The 19,189-nt window shown below is 41.0% G+C and carries 17 protein-coding genes; all 17 read left to right on the forward strand.

Annotated features, from left to right (window positions below; all coding sequences use genetic code 11):
* Positions 1–41 precede the first annotated feature (41 nt).
* The 17 genes from BW986_RS26055 to BW986_RS26135 all read left to right on the forward strand — a co-directional run bounded on the left by BW986_RS26055 (position 42) and on the right by BW986_RS26135 (position 19,124).
* Complete coding sequence (locus tag BW986_RS26055; protein WP_076372264.1) at positions 42–665, forward strand: cupin domain-containing protein; 624 nt, start codon at positions 42–44, stop codon at positions 663–665.
* 2 nt (positions 666–667) lie between these two features.
* Entirely contained in the window at positions 668–1,366 is a 699-nt protein-coding gene (locus BW986_RS26060; protein ID WP_076372267.1) for an alpha/beta fold hydrolase, read from the forward strand.
* A 63-nt stretch (positions 1,367–1,429) separates the two neighbouring features.
* Complete coding sequence (locus tag BW986_RS26065) at positions 1,430–2,206, forward strand: HpcH/HpaI aldolase family protein (RefSeq protein WP_076372269.1); 777 nt, start codon at positions 1,430–1,432, stop codon at positions 2,204–2,206.
* A gap of 57 nt (positions 2,207–2,263) precedes the next feature.
* Positions 2,264–3,502 (forward strand): ester cyclase, encoded by a 1,239-nt coding sequence (locus BW986_RS26070; RefSeq protein ID WP_076372271.1) that lies wholly within the window; start codon positions 2,264–2,266, stop codon positions 3,500–3,502.
* A gap of 64 nt (positions 3,503–3,566) precedes the next feature.
* Complete coding sequence (gene hisD, locus BW986_RS26075) at positions 3,567–4,829, forward strand: histidinol dehydrogenase (RefSeq protein WP_076372273.1); 1,263 nt, start codon at positions 3,567–3,569, stop codon at positions 4,827–4,829.
* A gap of 389 nt (positions 4,830–5,218) precedes the next feature.
* Positions 5,219–6,427, forward strand: a complete 1,209-nt coding sequence (locus BW986_RS26080; RefSeq protein ID WP_076372275.1) for an MFS transporter — start codon at positions 5,219–5,221, stop codon at positions 6,425–6,427.
* Between the two features lie 50 nt (positions 6,428–6,477).
* Entirely contained in the window at positions 6,478–7,845 is a 1,368-nt protein-coding gene (locus tag BW986_RS26085; RefSeq protein ID WP_081395815.1) for an amidase, read from the forward strand.
* Between the two features lie 144 nt (positions 7,846–7,989).
* Positions 7,990–8,184, forward strand: a complete 195-nt coding sequence (locus tag BW986_RS26090) for an aspartyl-phosphate phosphatase Spo0E family protein (protein ID WP_076372277.1) — start codon at positions 7,990–7,992, stop codon at positions 8,182–8,184.
* Positions 8,185–8,740: 556 nt separating this feature from the next.
* Positions 8,741–10,087 carry an ABC transporter substrate-binding protein gene (locus tag BW986_RS26095; protein WP_076372279.1) on the forward strand — a complete coding sequence of 449 codons (1,347 nt, stop codon included), beginning with the start codon at positions 8,741–8,743 and terminating at the stop codon, positions 10,085–10,087.
* A gap of 173 nt (positions 10,088–10,260) precedes the next feature.
* Positions 10,261–11,139: a carbohydrate ABC transporter permease gene (locus BW986_RS26100; RefSeq protein WP_142244746.1), complete on the forward strand. Its 879-nt coding sequence runs from the start codon at positions 10,261–10,263 to the stop codon at positions 11,137–11,139.
* Entirely contained in the window at positions 11,139–12,008 is an 870-nt protein-coding gene (locus BW986_RS26105) for a carbohydrate ABC transporter permease (protein WP_076372281.1), read from the forward strand. Before BW986_RS26100 ends, BW986_RS26105 begins: the two co-directional genes overlap by 1 nt.
* An 87-nt stretch (positions 12,009–12,095) precedes the next feature.
* Complete coding sequence (locus BW986_RS26110) at positions 12,096–13,208, forward strand: ABC transporter ATP-binding protein (RefSeq protein ID WP_076372283.1); 1,113 nt, start codon at positions 12,096–12,098, stop codon at positions 13,206–13,208.
* 294 nt (positions 13,209–13,502) lie between these two features.
* Positions 13,503–14,729, forward strand: coding sequence for an MFS transporter (locus BW986_RS26115; protein WP_076372367.1), 1,227 nt, complete (start codon positions 13,503–13,505; stop codon positions 14,727–14,729).
* A gap of 523 nt (positions 14,730–15,252) precedes the next feature.
* Positions 15,253–16,221 carry an ABC transporter substrate-binding protein gene (locus tag BW986_RS26120; RefSeq protein ID WP_076372285.1) on the forward strand — a complete coding sequence of 323 codons (969 nt, stop codon included), beginning with the start codon at positions 15,253–15,255 and terminating at the stop codon, positions 16,219–16,221.
* 84 nt (positions 16,222–16,305) lie between these two features.
* Complete coding sequence (locus tag BW986_RS26125; RefSeq protein WP_076372287.1) at positions 16,306–17,310, forward strand: FecCD family ABC transporter permease; 1,005 nt, start codon at positions 16,306–16,308, stop codon at positions 17,308–17,310.
* Positions 17,307–18,320: a FecCD family ABC transporter permease gene (locus BW986_RS26130; RefSeq protein ID WP_076372289.1), complete on the forward strand. Its 1,014-nt coding sequence runs from the start codon at positions 17,307–17,309 to the stop codon at positions 18,318–18,320. The genes BW986_RS26125 and BW986_RS26130 overlap by 4 nt, the downstream gene beginning before the upstream one ends.
* A 15-nt stretch (positions 18,321–18,335) precedes the next feature.
* Positions 18,336–19,124, forward strand: a complete 789-nt coding sequence (locus BW986_RS26135) for an ABC transporter ATP-binding protein (RefSeq protein WP_076372291.1) — start codon at positions 18,336–18,338, stop codon at positions 19,122–19,124.
* The last annotated feature ends 65 nt before the right edge of the window (positions 19,125–19,189 follow it).

The raw sequence follows: 19,189 nt of genomic DNA on the forward strand, positions 1-19,189 counted from the left end.
GCAATGAAAAAAAATTAACGAACACGGAAGGGGAAACTAAAATGTCAGTACAAGAGCCTAAAGTAAAAAAAGCGGTAACGAATGAGGAAATGGAAAACAATTGGATCGTTCGTTTCGATCAAATGAAATCAAAAGGAATACCGTTAATGTTCATTGATAGTATCATTCCGGGTCACCAACGCATCAACTATACATTAATAGGCGATACAGCAAGTGAAAATGATAACTTCACTCCTGAAATTACTGAGCCGCATGGTTTTCAAATTGGAATGGTGAAAGCCCAAAAAGGAAACGGGCCTGCTTACCATACGCATGATTACATTGAATCCTTCCTACCCCTTTCAGGAAAATGGCGTTTCTACTGGGGCAAGGGTCCAGATGAAATTGATGGCGAAACGATCATCGATCAATGGGACTTAATTTCATTACCGCCAGGCTTATGGAGAGGTTTCGAAAACATCAGTGAAGAAGATTCTTGGATCTTCGCCGTTCTTGAACAACATAAAGTATTTGATGGAAAAGACCCTTACTGGTCCCCAAAAGTGATCAAGGATGCAGCTGAATATGGATTTTTTGCCAATGATTTAGGAAAAATGATCAAACCTGATAACTTTGAAGAACTTGAAAAGGAAATTGCCGATAAATTGAAAATGGGTGAAAAATAAGGATGGACAAAGTACCGCTCATTTTGCTTCCGGGCACACTTTGTGATGAACGTCTATGGGAAACTGTGAACCTGGCAGATCTTGCAGATGTGAGAGTCTGTGATGTGTCGAAGGCTGATACTATAGAAGGAATCGCTCAGGCGGTATTGGAAGAGGCCCCTGATAAGTTTGCACTTGCAGGCTTATCACTTGGTGGCATCATTTCTCTGGAAATCATGCGACTTGCACCGGAACGGATCATGAAATTGGCCTTGCTTGATACAAACCCAAATCCTCCTAGCCATGAACAAATTGCAGTCTGGGAGAGGTTCATCGATATGGCGAATAACGGTCAGTTTTTGGATATTACAATCAATCACCTTCTGCCGGTGTTAATCCACCCAGACCGTAGAAATGATGAAGCATTAGTTTCCAAGATTATCGCTATGGCTGAAAAAGTCGGCATTGAAGGGTATATCAATCAATTAAAAGCAGTGATGACGCGTTCGGATCAACGTCCCATCCTTCCTGCCATTGAATGTCCGACCATGATTTTGGCAGGAAGGGAAGACAGGGTATGTCCCCTGCATATGTCCGAGTATTTAACGGAAAACATCCCGACGGCGAGCCTTGAAATTGTAAGCCATTCAGGACATTTGAGTCCTTTGGAACAGCCTGAAAAAGTAAACGCTGCATTGAGGAAATGGTTGACGGGTGATTGAAATGCCGGGAACTGAATGTGATCTTAACAGCATTGAACGAGTCTGTGGAAAGAGAGGAAGACGATGAAGAATAATGCCATAAAGGAAAAAATCAAACGTGGGGAACAAGTTCTTGGTGCATTTTTAGGGATAAATTCCCCCCCATTAGTCGAAATGCTCGGTTATGCCGGCTTTGATTTCGTCGTAATAGATGACGAGCATGGTGCATTCAGTCCATCAGAGCTTGAAAACGTTATCCGTACGGCAGATTCTGTTGGGCTTGTCCCGATCGTCCGGGTTTCATATGATCCTTCCAGTATTCAAAAGGCTCTGGATCGCGGAGCAAAAGGTGTACAAGTACCGATGGTCAATACAAAGGAAGAGGCTCTTGATGTAGTTAAGCGGGCTAAATTCCCTCCATATGGAAATAGAGGGGTATCGTATTCAACCAGACCAGCGCGTTACGGAAAAGATAGCGGAAAACCCTATTTAGATGAGAGTAATGAAAATGTTATGATAATTGTGCATATTGAAACGCTTGATGCAGCAACCAATTTTGAAGATATTGCAACAGTCCCTGGAATAGATTTGGCATTTATCGGTTCCACAGACCTCTCGGTGAACATGGGTTATCAACTGGAAGGCGCAAGTCATCCTGAAGTGCAAAAGGTCATCAATGAACTATTCATAAAAGGTAAAGAACTCGATGTGCCGCTCGGGACCGTAGCCAGTAACAGCGATGCTGCTAATGGGGCTTTTGACAAAGGCGCAAAATTTGTTTGCATCGTGTTAAATAATGTGATTACTACTGCGTTATCGGATGTTATCTCTGCAAGCAAGGCCACTCAATCTGTTAAATGACTTTACAAGAAGTCCTGCATTTTGACGAATTTACTTTATACGAAAAGGATGGGTATTATGGCAGAAAAGAAGACAGGTTCAATTGAAGTAGCTCCAAAAGAAGAAAAAACAGTAAAGAATACAATCCAACCGGTCAAGAAATCAGCAAACTTCATCTTCTATGCTGATGCTGAAGACGTTAATATGCTCGATACAAAAGATGATTATGATTACATTAATATAGAAGAAATGAATCAAAAGAAACAGAGGATGAACGGTTTTAACCCAGAATACAATAACATCGTTGATTATATTGTGAAAATCACACGGCAAATCTGGAAAGAGAAAGACATCGGGCTTATTTACGATACGTATAGCACAAGCATATCTGTTCATAAAGGGTTGATCAATAGCCATGGGGTTAACGAAGTCATTTCAGGGACACTGCAAACATTGCACGCTTTTCCGGATCGGAAAGGGCTGGGATGGAGTGTAATTTGGTCAGGTGATGATGAAGCAGGGTTTTTCACTTCACATCGAGGACGTTCCGTTGCAACGAACCTTGGAGATAGTTTATACGGTCCTGCCACCGGAAAGAAAGTGATGTTCAGAACAAGCGCCGATTGTATGATTTTAAATAATAAGATTTACGAAGAATGGCTTGTGATGGATACATATCATCTTGTCCTGCAACTCGGATTGGATCCGGTCGAGTTTGCTAAAAAAATGGCTAAAAGTACGCAGAAGCTTGCTCCGTCTATACAGTTTGGATTTAAAGAGACAGCAGAAACGGGACTTCCTCCAAAACTATTCACTCCATCTTCTGATGAGTTCGAGATAGGGGAGTTCATGCAGCTTGTATTCAATCGAATTTGGGCTCGGCGCTCATTTAATTTTGTTCGGGAATTTTATGAAGAAAATGCAGTCGTTCATTATGTCTGCAACAAGGATGTAATCGGAGTAAGTGAAATTCAAGGAATGTTCATGAGCCTCTTTGCCTCCATACCGAATGGGAAAGTGATTCTCGAAAGGGTAACTTGTAATAGACGCGGGTCTGACAGTGATTGGGATGTGGCGGTTCGCTGGAGAATACAAGGAGTGCACGAAGGAACAGGATACTTCGGAGCCCCTAGCGGAAAAGCCATTGATATTGCTGGCATCAGCCACTATAAAATCCGTAATGAAAAAATTTCGGAAGAATGGCTATTGTTTGATGGAATGGAAGTGTTGCGTCAGATCTATTTGCCTGATGAAAACGAATCACAACAAGATGGTGAATCCACAATCGATGATGGGAATTTTACCGGCGTATCTTGATTGACCAGTTGACGGCTGTGCATCAGCCGTCTATTCACTAAACAACGATTAGGGGGAAAATAGGATGGAATATTTGAAAAAAGCGGACGTATTTGAACAGACCTCTTCACATGAAGTAGAACAAACGGTGAAGTCCATTATTGAAAATGTAAAGGCAGGCGGGGATGATGCCGTCCGGGAATATGAAAAAAAATTCGGTGATTCCGATCGTCCGGTCCGGGTTAGTGAAGAGGAGATCGAGCGTTGTATCAGGACTCTTCCTGAAGAGGTAAAAGTGCTGATTGACCGGGTCGTGGAAAGAGTATCCGAATTCGCTAAAGCACAGTTGAGCTGCCTGACGCCATTCGAAAAGGATTTTGGCGATGGGATCAGGATGGGTCATAGAATCGTACCGATCGAAAAGGTGGGGGCTTATGTACCAGGCGGGAGATTCCCGTTATTATCATCAGGACCAATGGTCGTTGCCCCAGCAAAGGTAGCGGGAGCAAAAAGAATCGTTGCAGCAAGCCCGGCCAATTATGAAGGCGGCATCCATCCGGCAGTTTTATATGGATTGATCCGCTCCGGTGCTACAGACATTTTTGCAATTGGCGGGGCGCAGGCCATTGCCGCCATGGCATATGGAACCGAATCCATCCCGGAAGTGGATATCATCGCTGGACCAGGAAACCGGTTTGTAGCAGAAGCAAAACGACAAGTGTTCGGTAAAGTGGGCATAGACCTTATTGCTGGACCGAGTGAAGTGATGGTTTTTGCTGATGATTTTGCGTCACCTACGAAAATAGCGGCCGATTTACTAGCCCAGGCTGAACACGATCCGTACGCACGGGCCATTCTTGTCACAACGTCCCGAACGGTTGCCGAAGAAACTGAAAAAGAAATCCAAGGCTTTTTGAAAACCTTTTCACCATCTTCCCCTGCACACGAATCATGGGAAAAAAGAGGGGAAATCATCCATGCGGATTCATTACAAGAAGGACTGGATATTTGCAATGATTATGCCATTGAACATTTACATTTGCATATCAAAAATAGCCGCGAATTGATGGATAAACTAAATAACTATGGATCATTGTTCCTTGATGAAGGCAGTTCCGTCGTCTTCTCTGACAAAGTCTCCGGAACGAATCATACATTGCCGACACAAAAGGCAGCAAGATATACGGGGGGGCTTTGGGCAGGAAGTTATGTGAAAGTCATGACACATCAGGAAATCACAGGCCAAGGCATTCAATTCCTGGCATCCCATGCGGAAGATCAATCCGAAATCGAAGGCTTGGAAGGCCATAAATTATCGGCCACTGTCAGGATAAATCAAAAAGTATGAAACTATAAAAAGTAAAATATCATTCTATTAGTTAAATGTGAAAAGCAAACAAAAGCTTATTCTAATGTAAAAAAAGGATTTTTAAAGTCTGTCTATCTTGGGTGTTGGCGCATTTGCGTCGAAATTCATTGTGTAGGGGTCCTGGCGTCAAAGCGCGGATTTTATACTCGTTTTAATGTATTAGTAGATAATATCTGCGTTTTTGACTGCCCCTTAATCAATTTATTCCTTATTGTTATCCTTGTTGTGTTTTGGTAACTGTGATTTCGGGACAGGGATTTACTTTAAAGCATTCAATAAAGGTCATCAGGCATCACGAAATGACGAGCTAATTCAACTGCTCGTTTTTTTGGCAAGAGTTAAATGAAAAATAATAATGAGGTGACCTAATGAACAAAGTCCATTTTCGGTTGAATATTATATTGTTTTTTATCATAACCGTACTCTTCTTTATTAGCATTTCAGCCTTTGATCCATTTATATCATCATATGCCAAAGATTTAGGGATCTCACCCGCAGTGATTGGCAGTGTGATGGGAGTGACGGGACTGGCATCCATGTTCTTCCGTTTCCCGCTTGGCGTATTCTCGGATATGCTGAACAAAAGAAGGTTGATTATTCAAGCTGGGCTATTGGTTACAATCATTGGTTGGATAATCGCTTTTATTGAACCAAACGCTAATACTTTATATCTCGCGAAATTTTTGGATGGTATAACGGGGGCTACATGGGTTCTTTATACTGTAATGTTCGCCTCTTATTTCGGTGTCCATAATTCTGCGAAGGCTGTTGCCTTTTTAACTTTGGCAGATTACATTGGAGCTTTAGTAGGTTCGATAATAGGAGGTATTGTCGCAAACAGTTACGGATATTCATATTCTTTTCTTGTTGCCGTTTTTGCTGCTTCAATCGCCTTTGTTTTAACGTTCTTTTTGAAAGAGATAAAAGTTACAGTGAAAAGGGAAAAATATGATATAAAAAAAATCGTTAAGGAACAAGTAACCGATAAAAACTTATGGCTTTTATCTCTGCTAGCAATCATAGCACTGATGGCTTCTTTTGGAATGAGAGTTACATTTACACCTCTTGTAGCAAGAGATTTAGGGGCTGATGCGATTGCTCTAAGTTGGCTATCCAATACGTTTTTAATTGCAGGGGGGATTGCTGCCGCATTATGTGGAGGATTTTTTTATAAAAAGTTGGGCTTAGCGAACACAGCTGTTGCAGGGGCATTTTTACAATGCGTTGTTGCCATTTTAACACCATTTGCACCAAACTTACTTTTGCTCTTTTGGTTGCAAGCGCTTTCCGGAATCGCATTTGCATTGAATTTTACTGTTTTAATGTCATTAAGTATCATGGATATTCCAGAACATAAGCAATCCACGAGGATGGGATTTTTTCAAAGCGTGTTTTCGTTTGGGATGTTTTTTGGCCCCGTCTTGATGGGGATATTGACAGAGGCTTTCTCAAGGAGTTTTAGTTTTATAATAATAGGAATCCTTTCGGCTGTTTCAGGGATATTAATAAAACTTTTTATTACAACGAAACCAAATGAAAACCAAAACTTTCTAACCGAAACGGATCAGGTTAGTTAATGGAACTACTGGCATTTGATATAAAGCACAGATAGAGGGGGATATGCAAATTGATTTTAACGATAAAAGAACTGATGGAAGGGTATAAAAATAAACTGTTTTCCCCTACTGAAATAACAAATTGGTATATAGAAAGAATAAAAAAATTAAATCCCAAGATGAATTCCTACATTACAATAACGGAAGAAAAGGCTTTTAATCAGGCGAAAAAGGCGGAAGTGAAAATTAATGCTGGAGAAGTAAGCGGCCTGTTAGGAGTACCTATTTCATATAAAGATTCGATCGATACTGAAGGTGTCTTAACAACTAGCGGCTCAATAATCGATGAAAAGCGAATACCTGCTGAAAATGCTGAAGTCGTCACAAAGTTAGAGCAGGAGGGCAGTATTTCACTTGGTAAAAATAATATGTATGAATATGCATTTGGCATCACCTCTCAGAATCCTTTTTTTGGCGATGTCATAAACCCGTGGAATAAGAATAAGACCGCAGGTGGATCAAGTGGTGGTTCGGCCGCTGCGGTAGCGGCAAATCTCTGTTTAGGTTCCATAGGTACAGATACCGCTGGATCAATTCGTGTACCTGCAGCTTGTTGTGGCGTTGTGGGCATGAAACCCACTTATAACTTAGTTGGCATGAAGGGTATGACGCCATTATCGTGGACTCTTGATCACGCAGGACCGATAGCAGGTAACATTGAGGATACAGCGATAATAATGCAAACCCTTACAGGCATCCCTTACACAACGGCATGTTTGAATGGACTGGCAGGAATGAGAATCGGTCTGCCGACACATTATTTCAATGAAAATATGGATGACGAAGTAAAGAAAATGTATGAAAAAGCTGTTCAGCATATGACCGATTTAGGAGCTGCCATAGTAGAAATAGACACTTCTTTTTTAATAGATGTAGTAGGTATCGCTACCACACTTGGGACATCTGAAGTCGGGGTTGTTCACAAAGAACGTATTCAATCCTCCATTCACCTATACAGTGAAGGTGCCCAAAAAACTTTTGAAAAAAGTCGACTTATTTCGGCCTTTGACTATTTAAATGCTTTGCAAAAAAGAGCGGAATGGACTCGTAGAGTATCAGAAATCTTTTTGGATGTTGATGTAATGATGACACCAGCGATGCCTATTGCCACAGCTGACGTACAGACAGAAGAAGTGACCATTGGGGGACAAAGTGAATCTCTCGGGGATTGTATGATTCGCTACACCAGTCTTTTTAACATCACAGGACATCCGGCGTTATCGATCCCTTTTGGGCTCTCAGAATATGGAGTTCCGCTTGGATTACAGTTAATCGCCAATCACAATAGAGAAGACCTCTTATTTCGTGCTGGGTATGCTTATGAGCAATCTGCCTTGACAAGTTTTTACTCTGAGAGGCATCTTGAATTAAACAATTAATGGTTGGTTTTGCAACGGTTGCCTGAGGTATTGGCTAGTAAAGGAAAAACCCAGGCATCTTGATTATTGTACTTTTATTATTTGCTATATTCATAATAAATTGATGTTTGAATTGTTGTTTTAATCGGGAAGGATACGGGATCAATGATCTTAAAGACAGTATTAGAATTAAGTAAGATGATAAATGGGCATCGCCAGGATATGTATGTATTGACGAAAATCAAAGGAACCTCTCATCCGGAGGTTATAAAGGTCAGTCAGCAATTGGATGAGGATATTATAAGGTTGCAAAATATCATAGGTGAAATCAATCCTCGCCACCAAACACTGATTCGATAGTGTATCTTTTAAGCAATTTAGGGATTGGGCTTAGATGCCGCTTCTAAAAGAATTGCAAAATAATGAATGGCCGCTCGAAGGAAATTTGATTTCAAACATGACAATGCGCCTAATTTTCGCTAGATATCTTTATGACAATATACCTAAATAGTTTTTCATTAGAAATGCCCGTATAAAAAGCAATAAACAATTAATCCACCTTAAATTATTATAATATTTAGTATTGACAGAATTTTCTTACACAATTAAGATAATGTTTAGAAAGAATACGTATTCCTTATAATGTTTCACCTCAAAAATATGGTTTAAAATGATTTGTGTAAGAAATTTTCACCCTATTTTGAATACGTATTCAAAAAGGTTTTTCTTAAAAAGAACGATGCAATAAGCACTAGGAATACTCATGAATTCGTAAGAGTATTGATTTTCAAAGAAAGCGCATTCATTTAATTCGAAATTGAATACGTATTCAAAAGGTTTCATAAGGGCAGTAAACTATAGTTTAAGAAAAAAGCAATACATCAATTCAAAACCCAAATCAGAAAGGAACATGATAATGAAAAAGAGAAAAACCTTTCGTTTGATTACGGTACTCGTGTTGATACTAACTTTGTTAGTCACCGGCTGCAGCAATTCTGGTTCAGAGAATACGTCAGGTGAGAGCTTGAAAGGAAAGACAGTGAAGGTACTATTGTCTGCTGGAGGTGTCGGTCAGTTCAATGCATGGAAGGCAAGAAGTAAAGATTTTACTGAAAAGACGGGAATTAAAATTGAGTTTATTGAAACGCCATATGAAAACCTGTTAGAAGATATCACTTCTGACGGTATTGCATCTGGAGGGGCTTATGACTTGGTTGTTCATCTTGATACAATGGGTTCTTCCATAACACCATTTTTGGAGCCGCTTGATGAATATGTAAAGCGTGATAATTTCAATACTGATCGCTGGCCAGCAGCTATACGGGATTTATCGACATTCGATGATAAACTTTACAGCCTGCCTGTCAGGGCACACGTACAAATGCTTTTTTACCGAAAAGATATCTTTGATCAGCTAGGGCTGACTGTCCCGACAACTTGGGAAGAGCTTGACAAGGTTAGTAAGGAAATTACGGATAAAACTGACCTTGCTGGCATCGTTCCTTATTACGGGGCAGGGAATAATGGGCAGAATTTGCCTATGTGGACTTCGTACTTGTGGAGCAACGGCGGTAATATTTTTGATGATAAAATGAAGCCTGTTTTTAACAGCCCGGAAGGCATTGAAGCCACGCAACGGTATATAGATCTTCTTGTAACAGAAAAAGTGGCACCGCCTGGCTCTGTCACATTTGGTGAACAAGACTCCAGGACTTTCTTTAAGCAAGGAAAAGCGGCAATGTGGCTTGGCTGGTGGTGGGTATACTCTGAGTTTAACGATAAAGAAGCATCTGTAGAAGATGTCGCTGGGAATGTTGGATTCGCCTCAGTACCGGGCTGGGAAGGAAAAGGAAGCCAGGCGAACGTCGCTACATTCCCTCTGGCGATGATGAAAGGATCAAAAAATAAAGAGGCGGCATGGGAAGTTCTTAAGTGGATTGCAGAACCTGAGGAAGAGCTTGACATGGTTCTGAAAACAGTGAAAAACGAAAGTCCTTCAGCTGTACAGTCAACTGTTATCACCCAAACGGAGAACTTGAGAAACGAGGAGTTAAATGAATTGACAGATGGATTCTACAATGTGGCTGCCGATAACTTTGAAAATGCAAAAGCGCTGCCCAAAATGAAGGAGTGGCCTCGCATAGCGGATATAATCAGTGGAGCTATCTCGAAGATGGCTACAGGTGAGCCTGTAGAGCCAACATTGAATGATGCGGCTAAACAAGTGGAGCGGCTTTTAGATAAAGCTGGTTACTACGATTGATGAACAAGTTGTTTTCCTTAAATTCCTTGAGAAGAAGTTTCTCACTCTTCTCAAGGAGATTATGGGTGATGAAAAATTACTGTTAACAGTTTTGATCGCCGAGCAAATCAAACAATATTAATCTGTTAAAGGGGATCACATCTTGTTCTCAAAAATGGTAGGGGGAAGCTAAATTGAACCAAAAGCTCTTTAAATATGTATTATTAGCCCCGGCTTTCATGCTTATTGCCGCTACGACCTTTTATCCATTAATGAGGTCATTCTGGATCAGCTTACATGAATGGGATTTAAAAACCTCTGTTGGAATGGGAGCTTTCATTGGGCTCGATAATTATATCCGCGCTTTTTCTGATTCTCAATTTTGGAATAGCGTACGCGCAACGCTGATTTTTGCTGCCAGTACAGTGGTGCTTACATTAATATTAAGCCTTATTGTCGCGCTTTTATTAAGCAAGGATAAAAAATATCTCTCATACTTACGGGCCGTATTTATCATTCCATTTGCAATGAGTCCTGCACTTATCGGGTATTCATGGAGATTCATGCTAAATCCTGATTATGGATTATTTGACAAAATTATTGGGTTCCTCATACCGCCACTTTCTGATGTAGTATGGTTAGGAACGAACTCTACTGCGATGATTGCCCTCATCTCAGTAGTGGTTTGGATTTGGCTGCCTTTTATGAGCCTGATGTTCATAAGCGGCCTTATGGGAATGCCAGGCGAGGTTTTTGAAGCAGCTAAAATGGATGGAGCGTCTCCTTTAAAAACACTCTTCCATATCACACTGCCCATGCTAAAGCCAATTATTCTCATAGCCTCCATATTGATGACGATGTTCTCTCTTAAAGCGTTTGATCCGGTTGTTACGATGACGCGTGGAGGTCCAGGGGATTCAACGGAAGTATTAAACTTTTTCATCTATAAAACTGGATTCCGTTATTTCGATATGGGTTATTCCTCTGCATTGGGCTACATTTTAGCTCTTATAACAATCGTATTTGTTATTATCTATATGAGAAAATTGGTGAAGGGAGATGATTGGAACTAATGACTCAGGTAGTTACATTACCCCAAAAGAAAAAGGTCAACACAAAAAAAATCAACTCAAAGAAAATGATGTCAGTTTTAGAAGTGTTATGTGTCCTTCTTATTGTCATCTTCTTGTTTCTTCCAATTTTCTGGATAGTGCTAACGGCCTTTAAGCCAGAATCCGAAGTATATACCACTAGTATTTTTTTTCAGGCAACATTGGATAATTTTAGAACAGTCTTCGGATCAGCCTTTAATTTAGGAAAATACTATTCAAATAGTTTAATTGTTGTTGCAGTGACACTGCTTATTACGATTCCGGTAAGTATTTTAGCCTCTTACAGCCTTTCACGTTTTCAAATGCCATTGAAACAAATATTCATGTTTATGATACTTGCTACTCAGTTCATCCCGTTAATTGTAAATGTGATTCCCTTCTTCACGATGTTTCGTGACTGGGGAATGCTGGATACGACACTTGCGTTAATCATTGTCAACCTTGGTCACACAATTCCTTATGCCATCTGGTTGACAAAGGGGTTCATTGATCGAATTCCAATTGATATGGAAGAAGCAGCAACAATTGACGGGGCTAATAGATTACAAGTGCTATGGCATATTCTATTGCCGCTTGCAAAGCCCGGCATCATTACCGCAACTGTTTTTTGTTTTGTGATCACCTGGAATGAATTTATGTTTTCTCTCGTGATAACCCAACAGGAAGCGGTTACTCTTCCTATAGCATTGTCTTTCTTTATTGGGGAAGAGGGAGTTTTATGGAACCAAATGGCTGCAGCTGGCATTATATTTGTTCTGCCAACGGTGATTTTTATGCTGCTTGTACGCAAACAGTTCATTCTTGGCATGACTTCCGGCGGTATCAAGTAATATTTTTATTTAATTAACAAAGGTAAACGAAGTAGATATGCTGAGAATTGTTAACGAAATCCCTTTTTTTCAAGGAGGAATATTAAGATGGCGGAGTTGCGCTTAGAAAACATTTATAAAATCTATGATAAAAATGTTACGGCCGTTACCGATTTTAATCTTCATATCCAGGATAAGGAATTCATCGTATTCGTAGGTCCGTCTGGATGCGGTAAATCCACGACCCTCCGTATGGTTGCCGGTCTTGAAGATATTTCTAAAGGTGATTTATATATTGATGGCAAACGTGTAAATGATGTTTTGCCAAAAGACCGCGATATCGCAATGGTATTCCAAAACTATGCTTTATATCCTCATATGAGTGTATATGATAACATGGCATTCGGCTTAAAATTACGCAAGTTTCCAAAAGGCGAAATCGAACGGCGTGTAAATGATGCTGCACGTATCCTTGGTCTTGAACAATTTTTAAAACGTAAGCCAAAGGCCCTTTCCGGTGGTCAGCGGCAGCGTGTTGCTTTAGGAAGAGCCATCGTACGGGATGCAAATGTTTTTCTAATGGACGAGCCGCTATCTAACTTGGATGCGAAACTTCGTGTTCAAATGCGTTCTGAAATCGCGAAATTGCATCAACGTTTACAAACGACAACTATTTATGTAACACACGACCAAACAGAAGCAATGACAATGGCTACTCGTCTTGTTGTTATGAAAGAGGGTATCATACAGCAGGTTGGTGCCCCAAAAGAAGTATACGAATATCCGGAAAATGTATTCGTGGGCGGATTCATTGGATCACCCGCAATGAACTTTTTCAAAGGATCATTAAAAGATGGTGCCTTCCACATTGGTGAAGTAGGCATTGAAGTGCCAGAGGAGAAAATGAAGGTATTACGTAATCAAGGGTATGTTAATAAAGACATCATCTTGGGCATCCGTCCAGAAGATTTTCACGATGAACCTCTACTCATCGATGCATCTCGAGGTACAAAGGTGACTATCAAGGTAGAGGTATCAGAGTTAATGGGAGCCGAAACTATGCTATACTCCCAAATTAATAATCAAAGCTTTGTTGCACGCGTTGACGCCCGTGCGGAGGTGCAGCCTGGGCAACTGTTAGAACTAGCCTTGGATATGAATAAAGTCCACTTCTTCAAACCGGAAACAGAGCTTCGCATTCACTCTGGAAAAATTAACTGATAAGCTGGCACGTAATCCGGGAGATCAAACTTTTCAGGTAATACGGAAAGATTGATCTCTTAGTAAAATATCTTTATGTTTACGCAGATGTCATTAATATATTTATATAAAAAATGAATCTGAATACATAATAATAGAAGAAACGAATCAAAGGAAAAAGTGGATGAACTGCTTTACCTGTAGCTGCAGGTTAGTTTTGAGCCCTATAAAATATATGAAAATATGTGTAAACATTAATAGATTCGCCTTTCTGTCCAGAGTGACGAAAGGGAGGGGAATGAAAGGATGGAATATATGAACAAAACTAATAAAATTAATAATCGGAAAGAAACCATCTTATTCTTTATCATTAGCTTGTTGTTCTTTGTCACCATTACGGCATTTGATCCATTTATCTCCTCTTATGCTAAAGATCTTGGGTTCGATTCAGTTGTGATAGGCAGTATTATTGGAATTTCAGGGATTGTTGCTTTATTGACACGGCTTCCGGTAGGTGTATTTTCGGATATGCTGCATAAACGAAGATTGTTTATCCAAATGGGGTTGCTGATAACCATCGTAATGTGGACGCTGGCCTTTTTCATACCAAGTTCAACAACATTGTACCTTGGGAAAATTTCGGACGGTTTAACGGGTTCCACCTGGGTTATTTACAATATTATGTTCGCCTCTTATTTTGGTGTGAAGGAAGCTGCAAAAGCAGTGGCGATATTGGGTGTTGCATCGCCGGTTGGTTCCATACTCGGGACAACGATCGGTGCAGTTGTGGCCAATAGTTATGGGTATCGATATAGCTTTTTAGTAGCGGTGGCCGCCGCCATACTTGCGCTGGCTTTAACATTTTTCACAAAAGACCTAAGTATTAAAGGGGTAAAAGTTAAATACGATAAGAAAATACTTGTCGAGCAAATCACCGATAAAAAAATCTGGGTCATTTCGGTTTTGGCAACGATTGCTTTGATGGTCACCATTGGAACAAGGGATACATTCACACCTTTAGTCGCAACCGACCTTGGAGCAAATCCACTATTGATTGGCATGCTGGCAAACACTCACCTGATCATATATGGCTTAGCCGCAGGATTATGTGGTGCCCTTTTTTATAAAAAAATCGGTTTAATGAATACAGCGATTTTGGGAGCAGTTTTACAAGGGGTCATCATCATATTGATCCCTTATGCTGAAAATTTAACGATGCTTTTTCTATTACAGGCATTTCAAGGCTTCGGTTACGGATTGATCTTTACGGTCGTCACTTCCTGGGCTGTTGAAAATATCCCGGAGATTAAACAATCCACGAGAATGGGCTTGTTCCAAAGTTTATATTCTGCTGGTATGTTTTTAGGACCTGTCCTAATCGGCATCTTGATTGAAGTGTTTTCTAGATCGACAGGCTACCTGATCATGGGTGCATTATCAATTGTTTCTACCATTCTTATTAAAACCTCCATAAAACGATCAACAAAAGAAGCTGCAAATGAAGAATATCCTCTTGAAGAGATGTTGATTGAAAGAAAATAGATTCTTTGAAAAGGCAAGGAGAGCAGACCTTAACGGGTTTGCTCTTTTTTTACTTTTTTTAAGGCTCTTTTCGTAAAGATTGATGTTTTTAAAACGAAACGATTTAAGGTTGATTGGGGCGGAAGTGCGAGACTCCTGCGGGAGCAGCGGGACAGGTGAGACCCCACAGGCGTTTACGCCGAGGAGGCTCACCGCCCGCCCCGCGGAAAGCGAGCATTGGAGGTGAAATCAACCACACCGCATTACTTGGTAAATAGCAACGAATTATGTGAAAACTGCCTTTTTTAAAGTTCAACTTCAAGCCCTTGCCGAATCCATACTTCAATTTCCTTCACGAAATAATAAAATCCATGCAGGTTGTCTTAATGGCCAAAATGATCTTTATTCACAAAATTTTATTAATATTGACGGTATCAATCTATGACTTTATCATAACAACAGGATAATGATAATCATTTTCAATTATGTAGTATTCGTAGTGTAAGAAGTTAAATAGGTATAGATGAAGGAAAGGGTGCGAAAAATGAGAGAATCTAGAAAAGCAAGAACGTTTGGGGGAGGAGCATTGATCCTGTTATTCACGATTATGATGATGTTATCAGGATGTAATAATTCTCAAAAAACAACAGAAGCAGAGAAGACATCTGCCGAAACAAGTAATCAAGAAACAAGGACGATTAAGCATGAAATGGGAGAAACGGAAATTAAAAATACTCCTAAAAAAATAGTTACGCTTGAGTTATCTTTCGTTGATTCTTTAAATGCCCTAGGGATAAAACCTATCGGGATTTCAGATGACAACAAAAAAGATATGATTACAAAGCTTGTAGGCCAAGAAATGGATTATACTTCTGTAGGAACACGTGAACAGCCTAATTTAGAGGTGATCAGTTCTTTACAGCCGGATTTAATCATTGCAGATGCTGAGCGGCATAAAGGGATTTATAAAGATTTACAGCAGATTGCTCCTACCATTGTCTTAAAAAGCCGGGAATCTACATATCAAGAAAACCTGGATTCATTTAAAACGATTGCAAAGGCAGTGAATCAGGAAGATGCTGCAGAAAAAAGATTGAGCGAGCATGAAAAAACGATTAAGGAACTTAAAGCAAAACTTACTGTTGATTCAAATATGACGGTTTTACCTGCAGTTGTACGAGATACTTCATTCCAAGCCCATACTTCATCTTCTTATGATGGGGAATTGCTTGAACGCATGGGATTGAAAAATGCCATTCAGCAGGAACAGCCACATGCCGAGATGAACCTGGAGCAGCTTGTCGAGATTAATCCGGATGTGCTGCTTCTAGCGAATAATGAGGGTAAGTTACTTACTGATGAGTGGAAAGACAATCCTCTTTGGAAAGACCTGAAGGCTGTAAAAAACGGACAAGTGTATAGTGTTGATCGAGATTTATGGACGAGATACCGTGGTGTTGTATCAGCGGAGGCCATTGCTAAAGACACTTTAAACATGCTTGGTGAAGAATAAAGGTACAAAAGCGAAGTAAGAGATCCCATTCTTACTTCGCTTTCCATTAGGTTTAAATTAAGTTAGGAAGTGTGTTGTATAGCGATGGAATCTGTAGCTAGAAGTAAACTGAAAGTGTATTGTACCGCTATCGCTGGAATCATTTTGCTGATTTTAGGAGTCCTGACGAGTATTTCGGTGGGAGCGGCCGATATAGATGCATCAATGGTTTTGAAGTCCTTTTTTGATGCCGACTCGTCCAAGGAACAAACTATTATAAGGACCCTTCGATTGCCCCGGGCTTTAGTTGGAGCATTGGTCGGTGCCAATTTAGCGGTGGCGGGCGCTCTCATGCAGGCCATTACCCGGAATTCATTAGCTTCTCCACAAGTGTTTGGTGTTAATGCCGGTGCCTCATTTTTTATTGTGTCCGCTTTCGTTTTCTTTCCTGACCTTTCTTCCGTATCTCTAGTTTGCGTTGCATTCATTGGTGCAGCAGTGGGAGGGGTGGCGGTCTATTCTTTTGCTTCGGGAGGAGGGATGACCCAAGTAAAGCTGGCATTGGCCGGAATGGCTGTTCACTTTTTTTTATCTTCTTTAACGCAAGGCATGATCATCTTTAATGAACAAGCGAAAGATGTGCTCTATTGGTTAGTCGGGTCTATTAATGGGAAAACATGGGCGCACGTTAACATGATTCTTCCTTGGTCCCTTTTCGGGCTACTTATCGCTGCCTTGTTCTCTCGATCTGTTTCCATCCTTGTCTTAGGGGAAAATATGGCGCAGGGACTTGGGCAGCGGGTGTACCGAATCCGTATTTTGGCAGGAATATTGGTGATCATTTTGGCAGGATCTTCGGTTGCCGTCGCAGGACCGGTCGGCTTTGTAGGTTTGATCATTCCTCATATCGTCAGGAGAATGGTGGGCGGGGATTATCGGAGAATCATCCCTTTTTCTGCATTATTCGGCGCTTTACTCTTGGTTTACGCAGATATTCTCGCCCGGTTTATCGCTTACCCTTTTGAGTCGCCGGTAGGCATCGTAACAGCTATAATCGGTGCGCCATTCTTCCTGTATTTAGCGAAGAGAGGGAGGAATATAAAGCAATGAAACGAAAAGGGACATTTGGGTTGAAATCAACTTTGCACCCTTATTCTATTCTCCTGATGCTGACGGTTACCATGCTGATTTTAGCAATGGTGAGCCTGGGATTAGGGGCCATTTATATCTCACCTTTAGAAATTCTCCAAAATTTCCTTGGAAATGGCATGCAAAGCCAGTCGTTCATTCTGCACAACTATCGCATACCACGTATTTTAATTGCCGTGATAGTGGGGGCCGGTTTGGCAACGGCTGGAGCCATTCTGCAAGGGGTTCTTCGAAATCCGTTGGCTTCTCCGGATGTGATTGGGGTAACAAAAGGGGCCGGCTTGGCAGCTGTTATCGTCATCGTTTTATTTCCGCAATCGCCCATTATCATTCTGCCTCTTTCAGCTTTTATCGGAGCGGCGGTCATGGCGGCAATTTTGATGATATTTGTTTATAAAAAAGGAGCCCAGCCAAATACAATCGCTTTGGTGGGAATTGCTTTAGGGGCCATATGTCAAGCGGGTATAGAGTATTTCATGGTCAAGTTCCCGGATGATGTAAACACGACACTGCTTTGGTTGACCGGCAGTCTATGGGGAAGAGGATGGGATCAAGTATTCATTTTGCTTCCATTTCTTGTCCTTGTCCCGGTATTGATTGCCTTAACTTCCAAAATGGATGTACTCAGCCTTGGCGACGATATAGCGACAGGTCTCGGTGAAAGATCAAAATTACTGCGTTATATGTTGTTGAGTGTTTCTGTCATATTAATCGGGGTCTGTGTAGCGGCGGTGGGTTCCATCGGGTTCATAGGTTTAATTGCCCCCCATATCGCACTGAGGGTGGTAGGGTCAAAATTCAAGGTTTTGCTTCCTGCTTCAGCTCTTTTCGGTTCCATCTTTCTGCTCGTTGCCGATAGCCTTGGAAGAGGATTATTCCCTCCAATAGAAATACCCGCGGGAATTATCACTGCGGTGATTGGAGTGCCATATTTTTTATATCTATTACGCCGAGAACGAAAAATAACATAAGGAAGGCTGAATATCATGACAACATTATCAGCAGAGCATCTTTCCCTCTCTTATGGAGCAACTCAAATCATCGATGATATCGATTTGGAAATTCCTGAAGGTAAGATCAGTATAATCATAGGTTCCAATGGTTGTGGCAAATCTACCATTCTACGGTCTCTAGCCAGATTATTAACACCCCAGCAAGGCACGATTTATTTAGATGGAAAAGCCATTCATCTTCAATCTTCCAAGGATGTGGCAAAGAAATTGGCTATCTTACCCCAAGCTCCGGAAGCTCCTGAAGATATAACGGTTAAAGAACTATGCTATTATGGCAGGCATCCGCACAAAGGCTTATTTTCCAGACAAACCCCGGAAGATCATGCCATTGTCGACCGTGCATTATCCGCAACAAAAATGACGGAATTCGCTGATCGGACATTGGATGCATTATCTGGAGGACAAAGGCAAAGGGCATGGATTTCGATGGCTTTGGTACAAGAAACCGACCTATTACTGTTGGATGAACCGACAACCTATCTGGACTTAGCGCACCAAATTGAAATATTGGAATTACTGCGCGATTTAAACTCCACTCATGGGCGCACGATTGTCATGGTTCTGCATGATTTGAATCAAGCGGCACAGTATGCCGATCATCTGATTAGCATCAAGAAGGGGAAAATCTATAAAGAAGGACCGCCTGAAACGGTCTTCACAAAAGATATGATCAAGGACGTCTTCGGACTTGAATGCTGCATTATTGAAAACCCTGTTGATCAAACGCCCCTATGCATTCCAATTGGTTTATCTCAAGATTAGTGAGATGCATTTAGAGTCAGACTATCGGAGGCAAGAAAACATCAGGGGGATTTCACATCACCCTG

Source organism: Peribacillus simplex, from assembly GCF_900156045.1.
Classification (GTDB): Bacteria; Bacillota; Bacilli; order Bacillales; family DSM-1321; genus Peribacillus; species Peribacillus simplex_D.